The following is a 23,125-nucleotide window of genomic DNA, read 5'->3' as shown; positions in this document are numbered from 1 at the left end:
TGCTTTCTATCTATATATATATTCATTTCTAAAGCTTATATCATATGTATTTACTATCGGTTATTTTGAGCTGAATTGATAGATTTATTACTAATTTGTCCAATACGCCAAAGAATTTCTTGCATAACATGGAGTATCTTGCAATTTGGAGGGATATGGTATGGGTTTTTTTCTGGATATGAGAAGCTCCACCAATTCATCAAAGACAGGTGAAGGTCCCGATATTCAACTGGGTCCTATACCGGAGCGATTCGGTTTGATTACTCTGCGAACCTTTCTTGTGCCAGGTCCGATTGTGACTTTTAGTGGTTCCATTGGTCTAATCGGTGAGCTTGGCGATACGTATGCAGTTGAAATCGTGCGTGGAGCCGACTATGATCCGAGCGAGGTAGTCTACCGCGCCGAGGGGGTACTGGGCGTGACCGGATCTAATGAAACGCAAGCTTTTAATGCACAGGATCTATCCGCTCCATTGGCAATACAAACAGTATATTCTTCTTATATTTCTGGTGTTTCGACCACTGTTCGTAATGGTCCAGAGGTATTCACGGGCATCGCTTCGACTCCGTTTCTGTAAATATATCAGGTGAATATTTCTTTAGTAAATACTCGCTGCCTGTTCGTGGTTCTCCTAGGATAGGCCGCTGCGCAGAAGCTCAACTAGCCACGAGCATAGACAGACAGCTGCTACAGACTCGTGGCTATAATTCTCAACAACACTGAGAGCACAAATGACCTAGTTGTTGTAATTTCCTTTATGAGCGTGTTCTACAAAGTTGATCGTGCTTCTCGGATTCTATTTCTTAAGAATCTCTCGCAAATACACTGTCAACTCATCTGCCGCTTTGGTATGGGCGGGGAGCCCGGGATGGCTGCGAGACCCTATCGTTTCTTCCGTCGTGTTAGGCAGTTGGAATACAGACACATTCCCATCCCTCGTTCTTTTCTTGTATGCATCTACTGATCGGTAGATTGAGGGCATCATAGGAGTATCCAGCATCCCATAGGCCCATACAATATGAGCCGCAGGATTGCAATTCCGAAGCTTGACAAGAAAACATTCGATAGCGCTTTCAAAAGCTTGTAAATCTTCTTCATTGAATGTGCCGTCCTCGTTCAAGCGTTGCTTGTACACTTTACCGCTTGCTGGGTCCGTCCATGCAGGAGAATAAAAGGCTCCCCCGTCATTAGTCCCCAAATTCACTACGACCACGTCCGGCTGCCATGAGGTAAAATCATGATCTGAAAATGCCCCTAATGCTTCATTTCTCTCACCGGTCAGCACACCACAAATCTGTTCATAATATGCCGGTATGTTCGTATCGGGATTATTATCCCAGCCCGTTAGGACACCCCAGCCGCTTTGTGAAAACACTCGGTAGTCCGCATTTAGTGCTTCGGCTGTTATGGCTGTATAATTGCGTAGTGCTGTGAACAGCATGGGAACCCAGTCTGTCTCGTCCTTCGCTCCAATCGTTCCTTCTCCCGAGGTAATGCTGTCACCGATAAATTCCACCTTGAGGGGCTTATCAGTGACCGGTAGCAATTCTCCGTCAACCTTCAGGGCATGAATTTGCAACAAGCAGTGCGGGTCCGAACTCATAGGCTGGACATCCTTGACCACACGGACATTTTTGACTGTATCAGGGTTTAACCCTCTCAAAAGACAGATCCAATGCCGTCCTGCAGTCACCATCAGGCGACTCATCGGGACACCATTGATGACAATACTGATCCAGGGCTCATACACCTGGTAATCGGCCTCAATTTCAATCCACAGCTCTGAGCCTTTGATATTCAATTCAATGCCACTGCCTGTCCAAAATAGAGTAAGCGGTGTACGTGTTTGCGTAGTTCGACCATGAACCTTTATATGCTTTGCTTTTGTAAGTGTGTATGTCTTCAATCTCTTGTTATGTGACAATTAAACACCCTCCTCATGGTTTTTAATGAATGCTAGTTTCTGTAATATTGTAAAAGAAGTGACAGGAAATCTCAAATTCTATTTCTAAACAAGCAAGGGCTCAAAGCTTTATATGGATTATCCTTTTTGATCACGCTTTAGAACCACATATGATATCAAAAAGGCACCAGCAAAATTGAAATTTGCTAGTGCCTTTTCGATATACGGAGCAAAGATTACTTGCTAAGTGGATTTTTTCACAAATATTATTTTATCTATTAATTAGCTTTGCCGAACATGACGATATTAGTCGCCTTGCCGAAGTCTATACCTACTTTGCCAGTGATTTCTGCTGTTTTTTGTGCTAACACGACTGCATTGACACCACAAGAGAACAGGGCAATGTCAAAGTCATCTTTGTGTGCTGCGATCCATTGGAGTGTTTCAGGCATTTGTTCATATTGATGAAATGCCAGCGTGTGCGCGATATGCAGCTTGTACGGATCAGCCTCAAGAACAGGCTTTACTTCAGCGGCCGTCCGGGTGACCAGCAGAATGCGTCGATTTTTCAGCATGTCCCAGAAAGCGGGTGTCCCAGCCAAATACCGATTCAGGCAGGCGTGGCAGGTCAGCGGGGGGGAAAGAGCATAGTGAGCAAAGACCTGATCGGTCAGCTCCCGCTTCATATAGGATGGTGCTTTAATAGATTCGTCATCATATGGCAAAATGCCAGTAATGCTGGCTTTGCTCACTGCCTCAGCCACCGCGTCCCGTAGCTCCGTATTTGGTAGAAACAGTCCCTTTTGACCGAGATTGGCTTTGACCGCCCAACGTTCCTGTAACACCTTTTCCATCGGCCAGACGGTATCCTGCGCCAACACCAAATTTTCACCATCTCCAATACGAATGAGCGAAAAGGACTGGTGCTGATCGAGTGCTAGCTTCAAACGCTTCAGTACCTCGTCCATCTCCAGATACTTTGGATTCGTCATATCATGTTTCCTCCCTGTCGTTCCTGCTTGTTCAACTTTTCAGATGGAGTAAAAAACTTTGTATTCTATCATATGTCGAAAGCGAAAAGGTTTTTGTATGAACGGCTATTCTTTTTGGATTCTACCTATTTTTACAAGATTCGTTGTATCTGTACGTGCCGTTTCAGGAGCGTCTTCATAACTTGAGAGAAGACGGTTGAAAGGGAGGAAGATCAATGAATCGCAAGGTTGTAATTGAAATTAATTTTAATAACTATGGGATGAATCCCAACCGCCTGACACGTGAGTGGATCAGCGAGCGACTGGATATATTCAGAACCTTTACGCTGCGTAGTTTACTCAGTCAGACAAATGCGGATTTCCTATCTGTCGTCAAGCTGGCGGGCGGATGCAGTGACATCGTGGAAGAGGAGCTGGCCCGACATGAGCCCATTCCCGACCACATCCGTTTTGGTACGAGCATCGAAAGTAAACGTCGTATCCATGCGTACATCGAAGGTGCGGACGAACTGCTCATTGCTCGAATAGATTCCGACGATTTGTATCACCAGTCCTTTGTACAACAGTTGCATGATTACAAGTTTCAATCGGAGACGGTTGCGCTGGTGAACCAGATGGGTTACCTGTGGGATGCGGTTGAGGGGCAGATGGCACCGGTGTTTCACCGTTCGCCTTCTTTTTATGTGTTTCGCTATCAAGTGGAAGATTTTCTGAATGATTACCGTGTGGTCATTCCTGGAAAGGGTACGCACGGATATGTAACGGAGCTGCCGCATGAGATCATTCCACTTCGCAACTATGTGAACGTCATTCATGCTGCCAATACTTCGGTGAAAAAAGTGCCGGCGAAGGATCGGCTGTCAGAGAATGAAATGAATGCTGTGCTGGCAGAATTTCTGGGAACAGGCATTGCCAATTCGTAACGGTCAGGAGGAGATTATATTGTTCAAAGGAAAAAAACTGCTGGTGACCGGAGGAACGGGATCTTGGGGGCAACGCCTAACCGCTGAATTGCTGAAGGAGGACCCGGCGGAGATTCGTATTTTCTCACGCGGTGAATTTGCACAGATTGCCATGCAGCGGCAATTTCTATCGGATCCTCGCCTGAATTTCATGATTGGAGATATTCGAGATCTTCAGGCATTGCAGGAGGCATGTCGCGGAGTGGATTATGTATTCCATTTGGCGGCATTAAAGCATGTCCCTGTGTGTGAGAGACAGCCGGAAGAGGCTTTCAAGACGAACGTACACGGTACGGAAAACGTGATCCGGGCCAGCATTGAGCAGGGAGTCGCCAAGGTAATTGATGTCTCTACAGACAAGGCAGTAGATCCGGTGAATGTATATGGCATGACGAAGGCGATAGGTGAAAGACTGATGATCCGCGCCAACACTTTAAGTGAGCGTACTCGCTTTGTGTGTATACGCGGCGGCAACGTGTTGGGGACGAGTGGAAGTGTCGTGCCCCTGTTCAAGCGCCAGATCGCGGATGGGCAGGATTTAACGCTGACGAGCCCAGATATGACACGCTTTTTCCTCACGCTCGGAGAAGCGATTGGCTTGCTGCTGAAGGCTTCTGTCACGGCGATTGGGGGAGAGACACTTGTGATGAAAATGAAGGGCTGCAATATTGCAGATCTGGCAGAAGTGATGAAAGAACAGGCGGGTCAGCCTGCGTTGAAAGTGAAGGAGATTGGTATACGTGGTGGGGAAAAGCTGCATGAGGTGCTGATTTCGCCCTATGAGGTGCCGCATACGTATCGCTATGATGATCGCTATTTTGTTATTCTTCCCCAGCAAGCAGACAAGCGCTTACTGAGCCAATACGGTGGATTGGAACGAGTGAGCTTTGATCAATATCGCTCGGACGATGAGTTAATGGATCGCGCTGGAATTGCTGAGCTACTGCGAGGCATGGAGTAACGATGAAAGAGGTGGGTATTTTGCAGCTTATGGAAAAAATAACTAAAGGAACTGTAAAGGTTGCGGTAATCGGCCTCGGTTATGTAGGGCTGCCCATGGCAGTGGAAATGGCAAAGGCTGGTTATAATGTATATGGTGTGGATTCCGATCCCGTCAAAGTAGCCAAGCTGCTTCAAGGAAAGTCGTACATCATAGACATTGGTGATGATGCATTGGAAGGTCTGATCGGGCAGCAATTGCATCCGGTTACGGATATCAAGGTACTGGAGCATGCGGATATCGTCGTGATCTGCGTGCCTACGCCACTGACGGACGGACACCAACCGGATACGTCCTATATTGAAACGGCTATTGATCAGGCCATACCTCATTTGCGTAGACAGACACTGTTGATTCTGGAAAGCACCACCTACCCGGGGACGACTGAGGAATTGATTCGTCCGGTGATAGAGCAGCGCAGGGGCTGGACGGTGGGGAAAGATTTTTATGTGTGTTTTTCACCGGAACGTGTCGATCCGGGCAGTGTTCATTTTAACATTCGCAACACACCCAAGGTGATCGGCGGCTGCACGCCAGATTGTTTGGCAGTGGGAGTAGGTTTCTATGGGTCCTTTTTGGATCAAATTGTACCGGTCAGCTCGACAACCGTGGCGGAAGCCGCCAAGCTGTTCGAGAATACGTTCCGCAGCGTCAACATTGGAATGGTCAATGAGCTGACAGCCGCCTGTGAGAAAATTGGCATTAATATATGGGAGGTACTGGATGCAGCGGCCACCAAGCCATTCGGCTATATGCCTTTTTATCCGGGACCTGGCATCGGGGGGCACTGTATCCCGGTTGATCCGCTATACTTGTCATGGAAATCCGAGCAGCATGGTTTTCCATTGGAATTCGTGGACTTGGCAGATCGCATGAATCGGCGTATGCCGCTGTATATTGCGGAGCGAATTAAAGCTATGCTTGCTCAGAAAGATAAAGCCATAAACAAGGCCAACATCATTCTGGCAGGTGTGGCCTACAAAAAGGATATTGATGATGTTCGCGAATCCCCGGCTCTTGTCCTGTTCGAGCATTTAACTAAAATGGGTGCTTCGGTTAGCTTCACCGACCCGTATGTATCGAGTTTTAAGCTGAACGGCGAAGAAATCCCATCTCGGACGGCAAATGCCCAGCTATGGGAAAGTGCAGATATCGTAGTCATTACGACAGACCATTCTGTGGTGAACTACCAACAGTTGGTCGACCATGCCCCGCTGGTCTTCGATACACGTAATGCGACAGTGCATTGCACAGGTGGACATGTCGTGATCTTAGGACATCCCGGTGATGGAGGGGGCGCCGCTGTTGGCTAACCGTGATCAGGTAAACGAACGTTATTACGGGCAGATCAATTCGGAAGAATCTCATGAAGCCACCCGCAATAGAATTCACTGGATTTGCCGCCATGTACAGGGCCATACGGTGCTGGATGTTGGGTGCAGTCAGGGCATAACGTCCATTTTGCTTGCGCGGGAAGGTTTTGAGGTAACGGCCATTGATTTGGAAGAGGACAGTATTTCTTATGCAAAAAAAGAACTTCGTCGGGAATCAGCACCCGTCCGGGGAAGAGTCCACTTTCAGTTAAAGGACATTTCACAATTTGAGCGTCCTCCCGGTGGATTTGACACCATTATTTTAGGCGAGATTTTGGAACATTTTGCGCATCCCGACACTCTGCTGGCTCATGCTTATCGCTTGTTGAATAAAAAGGGAACGCTCGTCTTATCTGTACCTTATGGATACCATCCGTTTCATGATCACAAGCGGACTTACTATGCCGGGAGCCTCTCCCGTGTGTTGTATCCTTATTTTGATGAAAAAGCGCTGGAGGTGCATCACAAATATTTGTGCTTTGCCGGCCGCAAGAAGTCGAAAGAACTGCGTGAGGCCAAACCAAAGGTAGAGCATCTGAATGAGTGGATGAAACTGGACGAGGAGCAGTTTCGACTGGTGGAGCAGCAGCATGTTCGCAAAATGAATCAGCGAAAGGCTGCACTCGACAAGGCGGTACAGCGAATCCGGTATATGGAGGAACAACTTTTGCCGATGGAAAGGTATGCACGTGTCGAACAGTTAGACAAGACGCAGGCTGAAAGGAGAGTTGCATATACTGCTGGCGAGTCTACCGGAAAAACGAGGGGAGAATCAGCCAAAGGTAAAGGGGATGACGTGAAGTCATGACTGAGCATCCAATGACCATCAGCTTGTGCATGATCGTAAAGAACGAGGAGCACACACTTACCCGCTGTCTGGATTCGGTCTCAGACCTGATGGATGAAATCATTATTGTGGACACGGGGTCGACGGATCAGACGAAGACGATAGCGGCGCGCTATACGGATCGGCTATATACATTTGAATGGAAGGATGATTTTGCAGCCGCCCGTAATGAATCATTTGACAAGGCGACGTGTTCCTACGTCATGTGGCTGGATGCGGACGATGTGCTGCTGGAGCCGGATCGTGAGCGCCTGCGTGCCTTGAAGCAGCGTTTGTCTAAGGATATCGACGCAGTGGTGATGCCACTTCATTTGGCAGAGGGGGAGCAGGGTGAACTGTTGTTCACCTCACGCCGTATCCGTCTCGTGAAGCGCGAGCGACAATACCGCTGGGAAGGGCGTCTGCATGAGGATCTGGTGATACCTCAGGGGCAAATCGTTCATTCAGATGTGGCAGTAACACACCGCCGAATGCAAGACCACATGCTCCGTAACCAACGTATTCTCGCCCGGTGGATCAGCGAAAGCGGCAAGCTGGAGGGGCGTCTGCTGTATTTGCACGCCAATGAATGTTTTGACCGTAAAGAATATGCCGAGGCGGTAGAGGCGTTCAATCTTCTGTTGGAGGAGCCGAGCGGCTACCGTGAGGATCGGATTACCGCTTGTGCGCGGTCGGCGGAATGCTATCTTCACCTCGGGAAGCCGGAGCAACAGCTGGATCGTCTGTTACGTTCCTTTCGATACGGTGTACCGCAATCAGACTTGTGCTGCATGATCGGTGACTGGTTTTTCACAAGAAACGAATGGAGCACTGCCGCGTACTGGTACGAAAAGGCATTGGAGCAACAGCATCACCTTCCGGGTATGCGACCTGTTCCACTACCATGCTACTCCTGGTTACCTCATGTGCGGCTCAGCCATTGCTATGCCCATGTAGGTCAGCTGGACGCTTCGTATGAGCATAACCAGACCGCTTTACGCTATTTACCTGACGACCCGCATTTACTGGATAATGCACGCAAGCTCAAGGAGGCTATTTCCAACTCCCCACCCTCAGCCCGTTCCTCAAAATAGTTCAAGCTGTTCCGGCCCGTTATTCTCTTCGTGTGGCTTGCGAGGGGGAAAAGGTTTAGGGTCCATGCCAAGCATGGTCATGAGCTGCTTGGCATTAGCAGCGGCGTCTCCACCTGAGTTGTTGTTGAAAATAACACACACCTCGCGGCTTTGCTGCTCCAGCTCCAGCAACCTGTCTCTCCATTCGGTCAACTCTTGTTCATTGTACCGATACAGATAACGAACCTCCCGCCAATTCGGTGCAGAGCTTTGATTCCAGCCCGATATGTTCCGCCCGTGGAGACGTACGATTGTCAGATTACCGTCTGTAGCCAACGGCACAATGGGAACCGACCCTGGTCCTGCCTGCGGCTCGTCGCATACGCTGTGTATCCAGCCTTCTTCACGCATGAATGCCAGCGTTTGTTTCCGAAAATCGGGTGTGAACCAGCTTTGATGTCTGAATTCAAGTACGGATGGGACCTCTCCCATCCTATTTTTTGTGTCTCGCAGTACAGCGACATTCTCACGTGTACAGTCGAACCAGGGTGGGTACTGAAACAGCACGGCTTTGAGCTTGCCCGCTTCGTGAAGAGGCTTTATCGATGCATGCAGTGCTTCGTACATGGCATCTATTGTTTTGAAGTAAGGTTGCTTGCCGCGGGTATGTCCAGTCATGCCTTGGTAGGCTTTGACGAGAAATGAAAAAGAGTCAGGGGTTTCCGCCGCCCAGCGTGCCATACGATCTGTGGGCTGCACCGCATAGAAAGAGCTATCCATTTCTACTACCGGAAAATGGCTTCCATAGATACTTAGTTTTTGGTTAGCTTTGGTACCCGTTGGATACAAGTCATCGTGATCGCCCCAACCCGTAAGTCCAATTTGAATCATAATTTCCCCGCTCCTTTCCTTCATGAAAACTTCTAAAGGCGTTCCCATGAATCATTTTAATGATAAAATGGGGTGAATCACATGAAGTTGGTATGAAGTTCCTATGAATATTTAAGCTCAAATACGGTTATTGTAACATGTTTCCTTATTCAGGATTTTGCAAAACCCTTATTCGTAATGCTTTTGAGTTTCCAGTTTGAAAAAGCTAATATAGTATGTAATAGAGCGAAATGAGTTCATGGAGGAGAAACGATATGGCAGAATGGTACGAGCAAAGCTTTGGGGAAGATTATTTATTGGTATACAAGCATCGCGACTTTCAGGGAGCCTATCAGGAAGTGCAAAAAATGATCTCCTGGCTTAAATTACCGCAAGGCTCCAGCGTATTGGATTTATGTTGTGGGATGGGACGTCATTCGCTTGCGCTCGCAGATGCAGGTTATCAGGTGACAGGTGTGGACCTTTCCAATGTGCTGCTGAGAGAAGCTCGTGCAGCTGATTCCGAAGGACGGGTAAGTTGGCATCAAGGGGATATGAGAGAGGTGCCGCTGGATGAAAGCTATGACGCGGTGATGAATTTGTTCACCTCCTTTGGTTATTTTGAACAGGATGAGGAGCAGCTTAAAGTGCTAAAGGAAATATATCGGCTGTTGAAGCCGGGAGGACGCTTTATCATAGATTATTTGAACCCTGCTTACGTAGCCGCTCATTTGGTACCGCATTCGTCGCGGGAGGATGAAGGGAATTGGATTGAGGAGCATCGGGTCATTGAAGATGGATTTGTGAAAAAGAAAATTGCGATTCGGTCAGCTGCATCCGTTACGGGCACTGAGGCAGCCTCTGCTCTGGGCACGACTCCTACTGAGGGAGAACCTGCGCGCGTGTATCATGAACGAGTGAAGCTATATCCATATGAGAAGTTTCGTGGATTGCTAGAGCAAGCCGGACTATCTGTAGAGCAGGTACACGGAAGCTATAATGAAGATCAATATATTGAAGATGCTTCGCCTCGAATGATTTTTGTCGGCGTGCGGGCTTGAAACAGAAAGGCGGGTGGAAGCCATGAAAATGCCAGAGCTTACACCGTGTGAGCGAATAGACGGAGGCTTTCAGGTCAAAATATCCATGTCCTTTCCGCTGCGCTGGGTGAATAGCTATGTGCTCAAGGGAGAGCACGGTTTTACAATTGTAGACCCGGGGCCGCGCAATATGGACACCGAGGCAGAATGGGCGCATGTCTTCCACCAGCTGGGAATGTCCTTTGGGGATATTTCGGACATTGTGGTCACTCATCATCACCCCGATCATTACGGATTGGCGGGCTGGATGCAGCAGCAAAGTCAGGCTCGTGTACATATGTCAGCCCGAAGCCATAAGGAAGCGATGATGATGTGGGACGCTCCAGAATCGACGGTCGCTATGGAGAACAGGCTTCCCAGCTTTTTTGTCCAGCATGGTTTTCCTTTGGAGCAAGTGCCGGCCTTGGAATTACATATGCGGCAGGCTTATTTGCAAGTGAATCCACAGCCTGAGATTACCGTTATTCCTACCGGCATAGACGCTCGTCTGGAATGGGGTGGACGCAGTTGGCTGCCCGTCGAGACGGGAGGGCATGCGCCCGGACATATGTCCTTATATGACCCGAATAGCGGTGTTATCCTCTGCGGTGACGCAGTTTTGCCGCAGATTTCTCCTAATATCAGTCTGCTGCCGGGCAGTGATGCCCAGCCGTTGAAGTCTTATGTAGACGGCTTGCAGCGTCTAGGTAAGCTGGAGGTAGCGTGGGCATATCCGGGGCACCGCAATCCGTTTGGTTATTTTCGGGAGCGGACGCAAGCGTTGCTGGCACATCATGAAGAACGACTGGAGAAATTTCAGCAGCTGATCCAACCGGAGGGAAGCACAGCCTATGAGCTGTGCATTGCCATGTTCGGTGGCAAGCTGGGTATTCACCAGCTAAGGTTTGCCATGTCCGAGACGCTGGCTCATCTGGTGGAGCTGGTGCGCCGTGAACGGGCCTCTATGAGCGAGACGAACCCAATCACGCGCTTCTATCCCTTTTGCCGTCAATAGTCACGGAAAGTTGACCAACAAGTGACATAACGAAACAACATGACAAGCGGCATGCATGCCGGAAAAGAGGACTTTATGAATTTGCTGCTGCTGGGAGCTACCGGACGCGTAGGACGGTATATATTAGATTATGCGTTAGCGGACGGTCATACCGTTACGGTCCTTGTTCGTTCACCGGACAAGTTGGAGGATTACATACCTGGATATGGGAATCAGCTGCAAATCGTACAAGGCGATGCCACTAATGGAGAGGACGTAGCACAGGCGCTGAAGGGTGGGGCGACGACTGTGATCAGTGCGCTGAATACGGATGGAACGACTACCTTATCCGTTAATATAGCCCTGCTGATCCGGCTCATGCAGGAACAGTCCATTTCTCGGCTCATTACGGTAGGAACGGCAGGAATTTTGCAAAGCCGGACCGAACCGGACCTGTATCGTTACGAGTCCTACGATACCCGACGACGCAGCACTCGTGCGGCCCAGGAACATCGGCGAGTGTACGAATTGCTGCGTGAATCGGCACTAGACTGGACAATCGTATGTCCAACCTATCTACCGGACGGAGCGCGGACAGGTATTTATCGCGTGGAAAAAGATTTTTTGCCTGAAGGTGGCTCACAAATTACCACCGCGGATACGGCTGATTTTACTTATTGGCAATGCAAGAGTTACGAATTTATCCGTACACGGGTAGGTATTGCCTACTGATCGTGAAACACCCAACATAGCTTCATTTTTAAGCAATCAACCAGAGCACGGTAAGTGTATCTACTTATTGTGTTTCTTTTTTTATTTGACAAATACTCAGGCTTAGAATACTATGATTCTTAACGGAAACACCGTTTCCCGAAAGTCTTGTGTAGTTCTTTAATTTATTATAGTAGCAACAAGCAACAGTTTTTAATAAGCCAGGATTTTGCAAAATCCTCAAGCAAAAGGAAGTGCATTCAATCATGTCCGAGCCATCGCCTCCCTATAAAACCTATTCGGAAGTGAAGCAACAGCAGCAGCAATTGCTACGTAAAAATGTCATCGATGCCGCATGCATCCTTCTTGTGGAAGAAGGGCCTGAGGCTGTGACCGTACGGCGAGTTGCGCAGAAATTAAGCTGTTCCACCAAGATCATTTACAATATTTTTGGCAGTAAGGATGGTCTTGCCAATGAGATGTACCTGGATGGATGTCGGCTATTGGCTGAAACCTTCCAGCAAGTACCTGTTACCGAAAGCGTACTCGCTGATCTGGAAGCTCTATGCTGGGCGTACTGGGAATTTGCACAGCTCCATTCAGCCTATTATAAAATGATGTTTGGCGGGGCATTGTCTGATTTCAAGCCGGATGAACAGAGCTTGGAGGGGACCACAACGGCACTGTCACGAATTCTGCAAACCGTCATACACGCTATGGAGCAGGGAGCATTGAAAGAGCATGATCCGTTGCTGGTTGTCCGGATGTTTTGGTCTGCTTTACATGGGGTCATACATCTTCAGTTTGCAGGTCATTTTTCAGATGTAGATATGGCTCAAGGGGTGTATGCATTTACACTGAAGAATACGCTCGTAGCATTTAAAACATCCTCATCCCCATCGTAAAAATGAAGTGTACTGAGGTCGTCATAGTAGATGACTTCAGTTCATTATAGAGTAGTGGTAACAATGTTTCTAGAATAAAACAACGATACTATGGAGGTTATCATCATGTTTATGTACGCAAACAAAACAGCTCTGATCACAGGGGCATCATCCGGTATTGGCGAGGCATTTGCCTATTCGCTCGCAGCTAAGAAATGTGACCTCATTTTGGTAGCTCGGAATGAAACCAAATTAGAAGCGCTGGCCAAGGAGCTCATAGCTAAATATAACGTAAAAGCAACAGTGATTGCGCTGGATCTTTCCACACCCGGAGCATCCCAGACATTGCATCAGGAGGTTCAAAAACAACAGCTAAAGGTAGATCTCCTGATTAACAACGCGGGTTTTGCCACCTATGGATACTTTGAGCAGGTTTCAGGAGAACGACAGCATGAGGAAGTGATGCTCAATGTGGCTGCTTTAGTCGACATCACACATGCATTTATGCCTGATTTATTGCGTAAGCGGGATGGGGGACTCATCAATGTTTCTTCCACAGCCGCATTTCAGCCCGATCCATATATGGCCGTATATGGAGCAACCAAAGCATTTGTGCTTTCTTTTACTGAAGCGCTATGGGCCGAAAATCGGAAACGGGGGCTTAAAGTTCTGGCCCTTTGTCCAGGCTCAACAGAAACGCCGTTTTTTGATATTGTTGGCGCAAGTGAAGCGTCAATTGGAATTAGGGAAACTCCCCAAACCGTTGTGAAGAACGCGTTGAGAGCATTTGAAAAGGGACGTAGTCACATCATTTCCGGTCGCCAAAACTATTGGGTAGCTCAGGTGTCCCGGTTCTTCTCTCGTCAATCCACGCTGGGAATTGTAGAACGTGCACTGCGTCCACAAAATGGATTGTAATTTATGAATGAAGGTAATCTGAGCTTGAAATGTTAGAATGGCAATGAATAAGCTGTGAGTATTATGCACCGGGTCTGATCGTTTATAGCTCGACTTGAATCAGACCCGGTGTTCCTATTTGTATAGATCAAGCGCTTAGATCCTATTCTAGTCCTCGGGAATATAGTAAAATTCCATCCCGTTTCTCCCAGCCATTAGCTGACCAGAAGCGTTGACCCCCTGCGTTATGCTCCATCACAAACAGATGACATTTATCAATGCCTTCTCTCAGCAAAGCAGATAACGCTTTATCCACCAATCTGGGCGCGATCCCTTGACCACGATGTGCTGCAGCTACACCCAGATGATACAGAAACCCCCTGCGACTATCGTGGCCCGCTAAAATCGTGCCTATGATGTTTCCGTTGTACTCACAGACAAAGCTAAGTCCTTCGTTCCGTTGTAAAAAGCGTGCAATTCGCTCCGGTGAGTCGGCCTCGCTTAATCCCAATCCGTCCAAGCCATTCCACAGCTCAATGGCTTGATCATAATCATTAGCCTGCATCGTACGGAATGCATACCCTTCAGTAATGTTTGCCATGTCTAGTTCTCCTCTAACCCTTATATATCTGTTATATTCCCACGCGTTGTTTGTTATTTAGCATGTTGTTTAACGTGTTGTATTCGGTGCGCTTTCTTCCCCAAGCTCCTGCTCACGCTCTGCCTGTTTGCGATGGGCGATACGGCTGCTGGCCGAAGCTGCGATAGCGCCCACAATGTCGTCCAGGAACGTATGGATCGGCCCGAGGCTTTTATCATTCAGGCGTTCCAGCACACCTGGTTTGAGTTTATCGACATAACCGTAATTGGTGAATCCAATGCTGCCGTACACATTTACAATGGAAAAGGCCAGAATTTCATCCACCCCGTATAATCCCTCATCATTTTCAATCATATCCTGCAATGGGGGAAGAAGAGCGCCCTGTTCTGCAAGGATATCCAGTTGGATGCCCGTGAGCACGGCATTTTGAACCTCGCGCTTCATCAGTACCTTGTCCACATTCTCCATACATTCTTCCATCGTTAGGGTTGGGTAATATTTTTTCTGTAAAAGCATGACCAGTTCTGCGATTTCAGTCATGTTAACGCCACGCTTGTGCAGCCACTCGCGGGTGGCATCAGCTACCTTTTTACTGTTCAGGCTGTAAGGTGCTTTTTTCTTGTCCATAAAATTGAAGTTACCCTCCTCGTATAGATCCTGATTTCTACTGCAATTATGACCAGTGTGTCCAGTCTGCTGAAAAAGTAGTTATTTTTTACGCGAGGCTTGTATACATATTAGTACAATCTGTACAAAATTGTTAGGGAGGAACTTCACTTATGAATATAAAACACCCATGGCGTATGACCTCTGTAGCTGGACTGCTATCCCTACCCCTGTTGTTGTCAGGCTGCAGCCTTTTCGGCAACGAATCGGCATCCATTGACCCCCCGCCGTCCACGACAGAGCAGTCCATGATTAAGGCTGTAACCGGAAAAGCACCCGCCAGTACAGGGCAACTGAGGGCTGTTTTTTTGCAAGATCATAACGGTTTGCTGGCCCCGGTATCTTTACCGATGGCTACAGGGGATGTACAGGCAGATGCCAAGTCGGCGCTGGAAGCCCTGGTTGAGGGGGGGCCGTATGCCGGATTATTGCCAGAGGGATTTAAAGGTGTAATTCCCCAAGGCACGGAAGTGAAAAGTGTGACAGTGGACAAGAACAACAAGCTGGCTGTTGTCGAATTCAACAAATCTTTCGCCAACTATAAGCCACAGGATGAACGAAAATTAATGGAGAGCTTGACCTGGACCCTGACCGACCGTCCTGATATTGAGAGCGTACAGATCTGGGTGGAGGGCAAAAAGCTGAACGAAATGCCTGTTGGCGGCACACCGCTGGATCATCCGTTGACACGTGCAGTAGGTATTAACTTGGAGATTGGTCATGGCGTAACACCACTGGATTCTAGTCCAGTCACTGTGTATTTCTCTTCATCTTCTCCTGCTGGAGTTCAATACTATGTACCTGTAACACGGTTGGTCAGCCCTGAAAAAGATCGTGTCCAGTCAGCACTGCATCAATTGATTCAAGGGCCGCAGACCAAAGATGGGTTACAAGAAGTGATGACAGGAGAGACGGCACTGAAATCAGTAGAACGCTCCAAAGACAACGTCATTACGGTATCGCTCTCGGATGATATGTTTGCTAAGGGAGAAGCCGTGCCTGCTGAATTTTTGGAATCGGTTGTGCTGACAGCGGCAGACAATTCAGATGATGCAGTCAAAACAAAAATTCGGATTGAACTGAATGGTGAAAAAAGCGTGATTGGACAAAATAATCAAAATTATGGAGAGCCTGTAGCCAAGCCGCAGCATATTAACGAAATCCCTCTTTAAGGGCGTGTTCAAAAGTCGGCTTTTCAGGACCGAGAAGATTGGATGAAGCTAGGGACTGAGTAGCGGAGCGTAGACAGATCTACGTGAGCAACGGAAGGCCCGGCTCAATTCAAGATTCGACGTTGAATCCGCTTCTTGATTAGCTTCGTCATGGAAAGACGACTTTTTGAACAACCTCTTTAAGGGCGGGAATCGTCCTTGGGGTGCTTTTGCCTGCACACTTTGGTAAAATAAACATATAAGAACAGGTTGCATACGACGTAGGAGGAAAAAGCATGAGTAGATCTAACGGACGAAACGGTGATGAGCTGCGCCCGATGAAATTGACAGCAGGAGTAAATAAATACGCGGAGGGCTCTGTTTTTATAGAGGTTGGCGAGACGAAAGTCATTTGCACGGCTACTGTAGAAGAACGCGTCCCCCCCCTTTATGAAGGGACAAGGAAAAGGCTGGGTAACCGCAGAGTATTCCATGCTTCCGCGTGCGACTCATAGCCGTAATCAGCGTGAAGCTGCGCGTGGCAAGCTGACAGGCCGTACCATGGAAATTCAGCGTCTGATTGGAAGAGCATTGCGTTCGGTGGTCAATTTGCAGGCGCTTGGTGAACGGACGATTACGTTGGATTGTGATGTCATTCAGGCGGACGGCGGAACACGTACAACCTCAATTACCGGTTCTTTCGTAGCGTTGGCGATTGCGGTCAATAAAATTGCTACCCAGCACAAGCTGCCTGTTTTTCCAATTACCGATTTTCTGGCTTCCGTCAGCGTAGGGGTTGTAGGTGAAAAAGCGTTGCTGGATCTGAACTATGAAGAGGATTCCAAGGCCAAAGTGGACATGAATCTTGTCATGACTGGCAGTGGAAAATATGTCGAGCTGCAAGGTACAGGTGAAGAAAGCCCATTTGACCGTAACGAGTTGGATCAACTGCTTAGCTTGGGCGAACAAGGGATTCTGCAAATGATTGAGCGTCAAAAAGAAGTACTTGGACCGATTGCTGATAAGATCGGTGCTGGACGTACAGGAGCTGGCGCCTAATGCAGCTGGATGGCCCGGTCGTCATTGTCGCTACGAAAAATAAAGGAAAAGTGCGGGAATTTGCGCATGCTTTTGCGCCGTTTGGCAAGGAAGTCAGAAGCATGTACGATTATCCCGACATTCCTGATGTCGTTGAAGATGGCAAAACCTTTGCCGAAAATGCACTGAAAAAGGCTAAAGCGGTTGGAGATGTGCTCGGATTGCCCGTGCTGGCCGATGATTCAGGCCTCTGCGTGGACTTGCTGGACGGTGCACCGGGGGTATACTCTGCCCGTTATGCTGGAGAAGGTGCCAGCGATCACGAAAACAATATTAAGCTGCTCGACGTTCTGGAATCGAAGCAGCTGGGTGATGATACGGGACAGCCTTTGCTAAGCCCGGCTCAATTCGTCTGTACCTTGATTCTGTATAATCCGCAGACTGGCGAGACGCTGGAATCGACAGGTTCCGTGGAAGGCTGGATTACTACTGAAACCGCCGGCAGCGGTGGGTTTGGGTATGATCCGCTGTTTTATTTGCCAGAGTTTGAGAAGACAATGGCCGAGCTGACGTTGGAACAAAAGCAGGCTATCAGTCACCGAGGGATAGCTCTGCGGGATTTGGCAACAAAGCTGGGTAATCCACAGGCATAGCTTGGTAACAGGGGCGAAATTATCCCCCATTCACATAACGAAAAAAGGCTATCCGTCAGTCATGAGTTGCGGATAGCCTTTTTTGTATTTTTAGCTTATCGAATCGCAACCTTGTAAGTGCGCAACCAGTTATCCACTTGGGCCAAATAGGCAAACAACTGCGGACCCGACATCAGTTGACCAAACCAAGGCAGATTGGTGGATGCCTCCGGTGAGGCGGCAATATCGCGTACCTTTTGCGCATCAATCAGCTTGAGCAGTGGGGAAGAGGAGTCATCCAGCAGCTGCAGCGCCTGCTTTTTCACAGCCTCAAGGTAGGAAGGGTTATGCGTTTTTGGATATGGGCTTTTTTTGCGATACAGCACATCATCCGGCAGTACACCCTCAAGCGCCTTGCGCAAAATACCTTTTTCACGTCCGCCTGTCATCTTAATGCTCCACGGAATGTTCCATACATATTGCACCAATCGATGATCGCAATACGGTACCCGCACTTCGAGTCCGGCTCCCATACTCATCCGATCCTTGCGGTCCAGCAGAGTAGGCATAAAGCGGGTGATGTTCAAATAGGACATAACGCGCATTTGTGCAGCTTTTCCTGTTTCTCCTGGTAGCTTCGGCACTTCTCCTACCGCTTCGGAGTAGCGGTCGTTCAAATACTCCAGCGGCTTGATCCAGTCCCGCACTTCGGGAGACAACAGACTGGCTCTCATGTCAGGTGCAACTGCCCACGGGAATGTACCCGAATTCAGCATATCCTCCCGGTGGAACCATGGATATCCGCCAAAAACTTCATCCGCAGCCTCGCCGGAAATAGCGACCGTAGCCCCTTTTTTAATCTCCCGGCAAAAGAGATACAGCGACGAATCCACGTCCGCCATTCCGGGTAAATCCCGCGTTAGCGTGGAGTTGTTCAGAGCTGCTACGACTTCTGGCGTATCGAATTCAACCCAGTGATGATTTGTCCCTAATTCATCCACCATCCGCTGAATCCAGGGGGCATCGGCTCCGGGTTGAAACGCATGGGCTTTAAAATGCTTGTCGTTATCCACATAATCGACCGAATACGTATGAACTTGTCCCTGCCCGGTACGTTTGTAATAATCGACAGCTAATGCGGATAGAGCGCTTGAATCCAACCCGCCAGACAATAAGGTGCACACCGGAACATCCGAAATGAGCTGCCGCTCCACCGTATCCAGCAACAGTTCTCGTACCTTAAGCGCCGTTTCTTCGGTGTTATCCTCATGCGCAATGCTTTCCAGTGTCCAGTAGGCTTGAATGCGCACGCCGTCGCGGCTGTAAGTTAGCGTATGCCCGGGGCGTAGCTCCTTCATAGACGAATAGACGCCGTGTCCGGGGGTACGTGCAGGCCCGATGATAAAAATTTCAGCCAATCCCTCGGCGTCCACTGCTGCTTCTACCGCTGGATGCTGAAGCAGTGCTTTGGGTTCTGAGCCAAATACGAATACTTCTTCGGTCTGGCTATAAAATAGCGGCTTCACTCCCAGCCGATCCCGTGCCAGAAATACCTGCTCCCGCTCACTATCCCAGACTGCAAACGCAAAAATGCCGTTTAACCGATTCACACATTCGGGGCCCCATTCGATATAGGATTCGAGCAGCACCTCCGTGTCGCATTGTGTACGGAAAAAATGCCCGCGCTGTTGCAGCTCTTTTTTCAGCTCAGGCGCGTTATATATTTCCCCGTTATATACAATCGTATAAGTGATATCCTCCAGCTGCCGGATCATGGGTTGAGCGCCATTTTCCGGGTCCATAACGCTCAGTCTTCGGTGTCCGAAGGCACACGGATTGGATATCCAGGTACCCGCAGCATCTGGTCCGCGATCGGAGAGCGTTTGTGTCATATCCAGCAGCAGCTCAGATTGATGCATTAAGTCTCCGTTCCACTGTATGAAACCTGTAATTCCGCACATGTCTGTTCATCCTCTCTTTATCGTGTTCATCCAGTGTTGGAATGAATCAAAAACTAAATCCCCAGTTCAACAGTATATATGCCGAAAAGAAGCATAAAATGTCTGTCCGTTCCGAAAACTACTGATGGGGCAACCCGTCTACTCGCAAGGAAGGAGGAAGACCATGTACTACATCAAGGATGCCAAAATACGCCGCTTCACTGAACTGGACGGAGTGCGCTGCGCTGAGGTAGAGGTGCGGCCCGGTGCCGCAGATGACCCGGAACTACTGGTCTATATTACAGCCAAGGATCAGACGGATGGTCAGCATGACTATGACATGGTACGGATCATCCGTAATGACGCCAATCTGGAGCTGGATTGGTACGACAATAATCTGCATTCGGCATTTGAGGAAGTGACAGACAAGGCTTTTACCGACTCTACACACATTACTGCTGGTGAGGAGCGAGAGAAGTTCAAAAAAGAATTGCTCTCGTATGGGCAACTCAGTACAGAGTTCGCCAAGGAGTTCGGGGCATGACGATATGGTGTGCTATGCCTCGGCTTTTGTTGATTTGGGCCCCGGCGCCATCGCCGGATCAGCGTGAAAGGAGGGGGAAATCATAGACGGCAAAGCGAATTATAAGAAAAATAAAGGCAGCAGTTATATTCATAACAATGAGTTTGCAGAAGAAGTACTGGAGAAAAACGTAAGACATGAGGTACGTAGAAGCCCTAAACGCTTTGGGAATAAATAAGTAGCCATAGCCATTGAACTAAATAGCAACAGCAACTCATCAAAAATAACCCTAAAGAAGCCTCTGTATCCCGCCAAATTTGCGGAATATAGGAGGCTTCTTTTGAACTAAGCCGCTTCACGCAGCGTCATAATTCCTTTGTAGATGTTATACACAAAAACCCCGAGATAGACCACTACGAATAGCAGTACAAACCCGATCACTGAACCTGCATGATTCGCCGTTATAATAAAATACACTAGCGGAATCGCCGCAATAATGGGGAAAATATGCGATAAAATAGCTTTTTTTGCATGTCCCTGAACATATTCGTCCCGTACTGCAATCCACACAATGACAGGCACTAGAAAAGGTGCGAAGAAAATGCTGAAATAACAAAGTGACGACAAAAGACCTCTCACGGATTAACCCCTCCTTTATGCATGGTTCTTTGTACATAATACCCCGTTAGCGTCCAAATGATTCCTTTGCAGCCAGCTTCCCTACATCATGAAAAAAATGCTTTTGACAGTTGCTCGAAATGTGATATAATAATCAATGCGCTGAATACATAAAGTTTTATTGATCACCATCTTGTCCCAGTAGCTCAGCTGGATAGAGCAACGGCCTTCTAAGCCGTCGGTCGGGGGTTCGAATCCCTCCTGGGACGTCGAAGCGTTCAGATATGTAAAGTTTGAACGAAATTAAAAATGCTTCAAATCCTTGATATATAAGGGTTTGGGGCGTTTTTTTTTCTTTTATTGGGGTTACGATAGAAAACGTTAGAAAAAGGTGTGATTAATACACCTGTTTACACAAATTATACACACGATTTTTACACGCTATATAAACTAATACCCCTAATAGCACGCCTGTTGAATAACCACAAAATGGCAGAAAAAAGATCGTCTTTTCTGCAGAATCGTTGGTACCATCCAAACGAATCCGAAAGAAGACGATCTCATGAAAAATTCTATCACGATTACATCTATCCTTCAATCCATGCTGACTCCTGAAGAAGTTCAAAGGGTTGTGAAGTTAATAGGTTATGAAGACAAAGCCCGCAAGTTTACGGTGTACCATTTACTCCAATACTGATGCATGGCTGCGTTGGAACAATGGGGTAGCTATCGATCCATTGGGCTCCTTATCACGGAGAACGTGCAGGTATTAAACTTCATGTCGCTTTACGAGCAGAAAATGGGCAACCCCTTCAGGGGGTCGAAACAGATCAATAAGGCTTGATGGCAGATTGAAGTCTTCTTTCGTTGGATCAAGCAACATTTGAATATTCCAACGCTGTTCGGTACGACTGAAAATGCGGTCTAAGGGCAATTATTCTGTGCTCTAATCGTCTATGTCCTGCTCAATTGGCTATTTGTTGCTGCTCAGACTTCATGACCCCAACATGCCGTTCTTTCCTTTGCGCGATTTTCTCTTCTATTTCTTCTTCAAAACTACCTGTTGAATGGCTGATTCAGATTCGGCGCGTTCTTCTTCAGTGCACCTCTTGTTTCATGAATTGAGTTACTTATTTTGGTTATTCAACAGGCGTGGCAGAATCTAAAAGTATCTATAATCATAAAAGATTTATTCCACTTTTAGATAAGGATTGAGAAGACCATTTCAGCTAACTGCGGCTTTAGTTTAATAACAATCTTCCATAAAAGAGCGCGATTCTATAATAAGGATCAGTTCGTTTTCATTAAAGGGCCATATTATATTTTTTAATTTAAGTGAAACTGCCTAAAAAGTATGTTAATATCAGATTTAACAGACAGACAAACTAGTATTTATAGAGGCGAAATTATGAAAAAATATAGAATATATCAAGTAGACTCATTTACAAAAAATAGATTTCATGGTAACCCTGCTGGGGTTGTTCCAAATGCAAATGGACTTACAGATGAGCAGATGCAGAGAATTGCAAGAGAATTAAATAATTCGGAAACTGCATTTATTTTTGAAACAGATTCTTCAAATTATGATGTTGAAGTAAGATTTTTTACTCCAACAACAGAGGTTCCAATTTGTGGTCATGCAACAGTAGCAGCGCATTATATTTATGCAATTGAGAGAAAAGCTGAAACTGGAAGAATTATTCAAAAAACAAAAGCAGGTATATTGCCTGTTGATGTTATAAAGTATGAAGATGACTATTCTATTGTAATGACACAGGGAGAACCTTCTGTATCAGAGCCTTTAAATGATGAAATAAGAAGTCAGATTGCAAATGCGTTAGGTATTTCTTGTAAAGATATTTGCATGGAATATCCAGTTGCAATATCTTCAACAGGTCATTCTAAGGTAATGGTTCCGATTTACTACAATGAAATACTACATAGTTTAAAACCTGATTTGCAGAAGCTTACAGAAATCAGCAAGCATATTGGATGTAATGGATATTATGTTTTTACATTAAATCCACAAGAGGATATATTGGTTCACGGAAGAATGTTTGCTCCTGCAATTGGAATAGCTGAAGACCCGGTGACAGGAAATGCAAACGGACCGCTTGGAGCCTATTTGGTACACTATAACATTTTGCAAAATGAGAATGAGCAGTCTTTTGATTTTGATATTTTACAAGGTGAGGCAATCAAAAGAGAGGGAACAATGCATGTTCATGTGAAAAAGGAACAGGGAAAACCCGTATTAGTTCAAATTACGGGGAAAGCGGTTATTGCTTTTTCAACGGAGATCATACTTTAAAAAAGTCTAACAAATTTATCAATAAGCTTAATGACGGATTGTCAAGCCAAGTACAAACCAATAACACCAATGTCCCAGCAA

23 protein-coding genes, 1 tRNA gene and 1 pseudogene are annotated in these 23,125 nt (G+C 47.3%); 18 read left to right on the top strand and 7 right to left on the bottom strand.

Features of this window, described 5'->3' with window-relative positions; translation table 11 throughout:
* Positions 1 to 160 precede the first annotated feature (160 nt).
* Positions 161 to 577: a hypothetical protein gene (locus ACWA2B_RS12575; RefSeq protein ID WP_069011025.1), complete on the top strand. Its 417-nt coding sequence runs from the start codon at positions 161 to 163 to the stop codon at positions 575 to 577.
* Between the two features lie 219 nt (positions 578 to 796).
* Here the strand turns inward: ACWA2B_RS12575 and ACWA2B_RS12570 are convergent, their stop codons facing one another.
* Positions 797 to 1,924: an SGNH/GDSL hydrolase family protein gene (locus ACWA2B_RS12570; RefSeq protein ID WP_165148700.1), complete on the bottom strand. Its 1,128-nt coding sequence runs from the start codon at positions 1,922 to 1,924 to the stop codon at positions 797 to 799.
* Positions 1,925 to 2,181: 257 nt separating this feature from the next.
* Positions 2,182 to 2,895 carry a GT-D fold domain-containing glycosyltransferase gene (locus ACWA2B_RS12565; protein WP_165148703.1) on the bottom strand — a complete coding sequence of 238 codons (714 nt, stop codon included), beginning with the start codon at positions 2,893 to 2,895 and terminating at the stop codon, positions 2,182 to 2,184.
* Between the two features lie 215 nt (positions 2,896 to 3,110).
* On the opposite strand from ACWA2B_RS12565, the gene ACWA2B_RS12560 reads away from it, so the two are divergent.
* Genes ACWA2B_RS12560 through ACWA2B_RS12540 form a run of 5 tightly spaced genes read left to right on the top strand, consistent with a single transcriptional unit; the run spans position 3,111 to position 8,150 of the window.
* A complete protein-coding gene (locus tag ACWA2B_RS12560; protein ID WP_029518347.1) occupies positions 3,111 to 3,818 on the top strand; it encodes a glycosyltransferase family A protein in 708 nt (235 codons plus the stop codon).
* A 19-nt stretch (positions 3,819 to 3,837) separates the two neighbouring features.
* Positions 3,838 to 4,818 (top strand): polysaccharide biosynthesis protein, encoded by a 981-nt coding sequence (locus ACWA2B_RS12555; protein WP_341071202.1) that lies wholly within the window; start codon positions 3,838 to 3,840, stop codon positions 4,816 to 4,818.
* A 2-nt stretch (positions 4,819 to 4,820) separates the two neighbouring features.
* The gene (locus ACWA2B_RS12550) at positions 4,821 to 6,170 is read left to right on the top strand and encodes a nucleotide sugar dehydrogenase (protein ID WP_341071201.1); all 1,350 of its coding nucleotides are present in this window, start codon (positions 4,821 to 4,823) and stop codon (positions 6,168 to 6,170) included.
* Positions 6,163 to 7,038 carry a class I SAM-dependent methyltransferase gene (locus ACWA2B_RS12545; protein ID WP_341071200.1) on the top strand — a complete coding sequence of 292 codons (876 nt, stop codon included), beginning with the start codon at positions 6,163 to 6,165 and terminating at the stop codon, positions 7,036 to 7,038. The genes ACWA2B_RS12550 and ACWA2B_RS12545 overlap by 8 nt, the downstream gene beginning before the upstream one ends.
* Complete coding sequence (locus ACWA2B_RS12540) at positions 7,035 to 8,150, top strand: tetratricopeptide repeat-containing glycosyltransferase family 2 protein (RefSeq protein WP_029518351.1); 1,116 nt, start codon at positions 7,035 to 7,037, stop codon at positions 8,148 to 8,150. The genes ACWA2B_RS12545 and ACWA2B_RS12540 overlap by 4 nt, the downstream gene beginning before the upstream one ends.
* On the opposite strand, the gene ACWA2B_RS12535 is transcribed toward ACWA2B_RS12540, so the two are convergent.
* A complete protein-coding gene (locus tag ACWA2B_RS12535; RefSeq protein WP_165148712.1) occupies positions 8,142 to 9,020 on the bottom strand; it encodes a DUF72 domain-containing protein in 879 nt (292 codons plus the stop codon). The genes ACWA2B_RS12540 and ACWA2B_RS12535 overlap by 9 nt on opposite strands.
* A 254-nt stretch (positions 9,021 to 9,274) precedes the next feature.
* Here ACWA2B_RS12535 and ACWA2B_RS12530 point away from each other — a divergent pair, with 254 nt between their 5' ends.
* The 5 genes from ACWA2B_RS12530 to ACWA2B_RS12510 all read left to right on the top strand — a co-directional run bounded on the left by ACWA2B_RS12530 (position 9,275) and on the right by ACWA2B_RS12510 (position 13,585).
* Entirely contained in the window at positions 9,275 to 10,060 is a 786-nt protein-coding gene (locus ACWA2B_RS12530) for a class I SAM-dependent methyltransferase (protein ID WP_165148715.1), read from the top strand.
* A 22-nt stretch (positions 10,061 to 10,082) separates the two neighbouring features.
* Positions 10,083 to 11,093 carry an MBL fold metallo-hydrolase gene (locus tag ACWA2B_RS12525; RefSeq protein WP_029518354.1) on the top strand — a complete coding sequence of 337 codons (1,011 nt, stop codon included), beginning with the start codon at positions 10,083 to 10,085 and terminating at the stop codon, positions 11,091 to 11,093.
* 75 nt (positions 11,094 to 11,168) lie between these two features.
* The gene (locus ACWA2B_RS12520; RefSeq protein ID WP_029518355.1) at positions 11,169 to 11,804 is read left to right on the top strand and encodes an NAD(P)-dependent oxidoreductase; all 636 of its coding nucleotides are present in this window, start codon (positions 11,169 to 11,171) and stop codon (positions 11,802 to 11,804) included.
* 245 nt (positions 11,805 to 12,049) lie between these two features.
* The gene (locus ACWA2B_RS12515) at positions 12,050 to 12,688 is read left to right on the top strand and encodes a TetR/AcrR family transcriptional regulator (RefSeq protein WP_029518356.1); all 639 of its coding nucleotides are present in this window, start codon (positions 12,050 to 12,052) and stop codon (positions 12,686 to 12,688) included.
* A 105-nt stretch (positions 12,689 to 12,793) separates the two neighbouring features.
* Positions 12,794 to 13,585, top strand: a complete 792-nt coding sequence (locus ACWA2B_RS12510) for an SDR family NAD(P)-dependent oxidoreductase (protein WP_165148718.1) — start codon at positions 12,794 to 12,796, stop codon at positions 13,583 to 13,585.
* 142 nt (positions 13,586 to 13,727) lie between these two features.
* Here ACWA2B_RS12510 and ACWA2B_RS12505 read toward each other — a convergent pair whose 3' ends face one another.
* Complete coding sequence (locus ACWA2B_RS12505) at positions 13,728 to 14,165, bottom strand: GNAT family N-acetyltransferase (RefSeq protein WP_069011036.1); 438 nt, start codon at positions 14,163 to 14,165, stop codon at positions 13,728 to 13,730.
* Positions 14,166 to 14,234: 69 nt separating this feature from the next.
* Positions 14,235 to 14,792 carry a phosphatidylglycerophosphatase A family protein gene (locus ACWA2B_RS12500; RefSeq protein ID WP_134903062.1) on the bottom strand — a complete coding sequence of 186 codons (558 nt, stop codon included), beginning with the start codon at positions 14,790 to 14,792 and terminating at the stop codon, positions 14,235 to 14,237.
* 152 nt (positions 14,793 to 14,944) lie between these two features.
* Between ACWA2B_RS12500 and ACWA2B_RS12495 the strand changes: the two genes are divergently transcribed.
* The 3 genes and pseudogenes from ACWA2B_RS12495 (at position 14,945) to ACWA2B_RS12485 (ending at position 17,673) form a co-directional block, all read left to right on the top strand.
* Positions 14,945 to 16,003 carry a GerMN domain-containing protein gene (locus ACWA2B_RS12495; protein ID WP_069011038.1) on the top strand — a complete coding sequence of 353 codons (1,059 nt, stop codon included), beginning with the start codon at positions 14,945 to 14,947 and terminating at the stop codon, positions 16,001 to 16,003.
* 275 nt (positions 16,004 to 16,278) lie between these two features.
* A pseudogene (gene rph / locus ACWA2B_RS12490) lies at positions 16,279 to 17,041 on the top strand (ribonuclease PH).
* Positions 17,041 to 17,673, top strand: coding sequence for an XTP/dITP diphosphatase (locus ACWA2B_RS12485; protein ID WP_069011039.1), 633 nt, complete (start codon positions 17,041 to 17,043; stop codon positions 17,671 to 17,673). Before rph ends, ACWA2B_RS12485 begins: the two are co-directional and overlap by 1 nt.
* A gap of 95 nt (positions 17,674 to 17,768) precedes the next feature.
* Here ACWA2B_RS12485 and asnB read toward each other — a convergent pair whose 3' ends face one another.
* The gene (asnB, locus tag ACWA2B_RS12480; protein WP_449292255.1) at positions 17,769 to 19,613 is read right to left on the bottom strand and encodes an asparagine synthase (glutamine-hydrolyzing); all 1,845 of its coding nucleotides are present in this window, start codon (positions 19,611 to 19,613) and stop codon (positions 17,769 to 17,771) included.
* Positions 19,614 to 19,776: 163 nt separating this feature from the next.
* Between asnB and ACWA2B_RS12475 the strand changes: the two genes are divergently transcribed.
* A complete protein-coding gene (locus ACWA2B_RS12475) occupies positions 19,777 to 20,136 on the top strand; it encodes a hypothetical protein (RefSeq protein ID WP_318628045.1) in 360 nt (119 codons plus the stop codon).
* A 324-nt stretch (positions 20,137 to 20,460) separates the two neighbouring features.
* Here the strand turns inward: ACWA2B_RS12475 and ACWA2B_RS12470 are convergent, their stop codons facing one another.
* On the bottom strand, positions 20,461 to 20,754 hold the full coding sequence (locus tag ACWA2B_RS12470) for a DUF4870 domain-containing protein (protein ID WP_016324668.1): 294 nt from the start codon (positions 20,752 to 20,754) through the stop codon (positions 20,461 to 20,463).
* Positions 20,755 to 20,928: 174 nt separating this feature from the next.
* Between ACWA2B_RS12470 and ACWA2B_RS12465 the strand changes: the two genes are divergently transcribed.
* The 3 genes from ACWA2B_RS12465 to ACWA2B_RS12455 all read left to right on the top strand — a co-directional run bounded on the left by ACWA2B_RS12465 (position 20,929) and on the right by ACWA2B_RS12455 (position 23,044).
* A tRNA-Arg gene (locus ACWA2B_RS12465) sits at positions 20,929 to 21,002 on the top strand.
* A 293-nt stretch (positions 21,003 to 21,295) separates the two neighbouring features.
* A complete protein-coding gene (locus ACWA2B_RS12460; RefSeq protein WP_280921453.1) occupies positions 21,296 to 21,430 on the top strand; it encodes a hypothetical protein in 135 nt (44 codons plus the stop codon).
* A gap of 711 nt (positions 21,431 to 22,141) precedes the next feature.
* Positions 22,142 to 23,044, top strand: coding sequence for a PhzF family isomerase (locus ACWA2B_RS12455; RefSeq protein WP_245249077.1), 903 nt, complete (start codon positions 22,142 to 22,144; stop codon positions 23,042 to 23,044).
* Positions 23,045 to 23,125: the final 81 nt, after the last annotated feature.

Source organism: Paenibacillus sp. CMM36, from assembly GCF_053570945.1.
The sequence above is the reverse complement of the archived record's forward strand: the minus strand, read 5'-3'. Positions and strand labels throughout refer to the sequence as shown.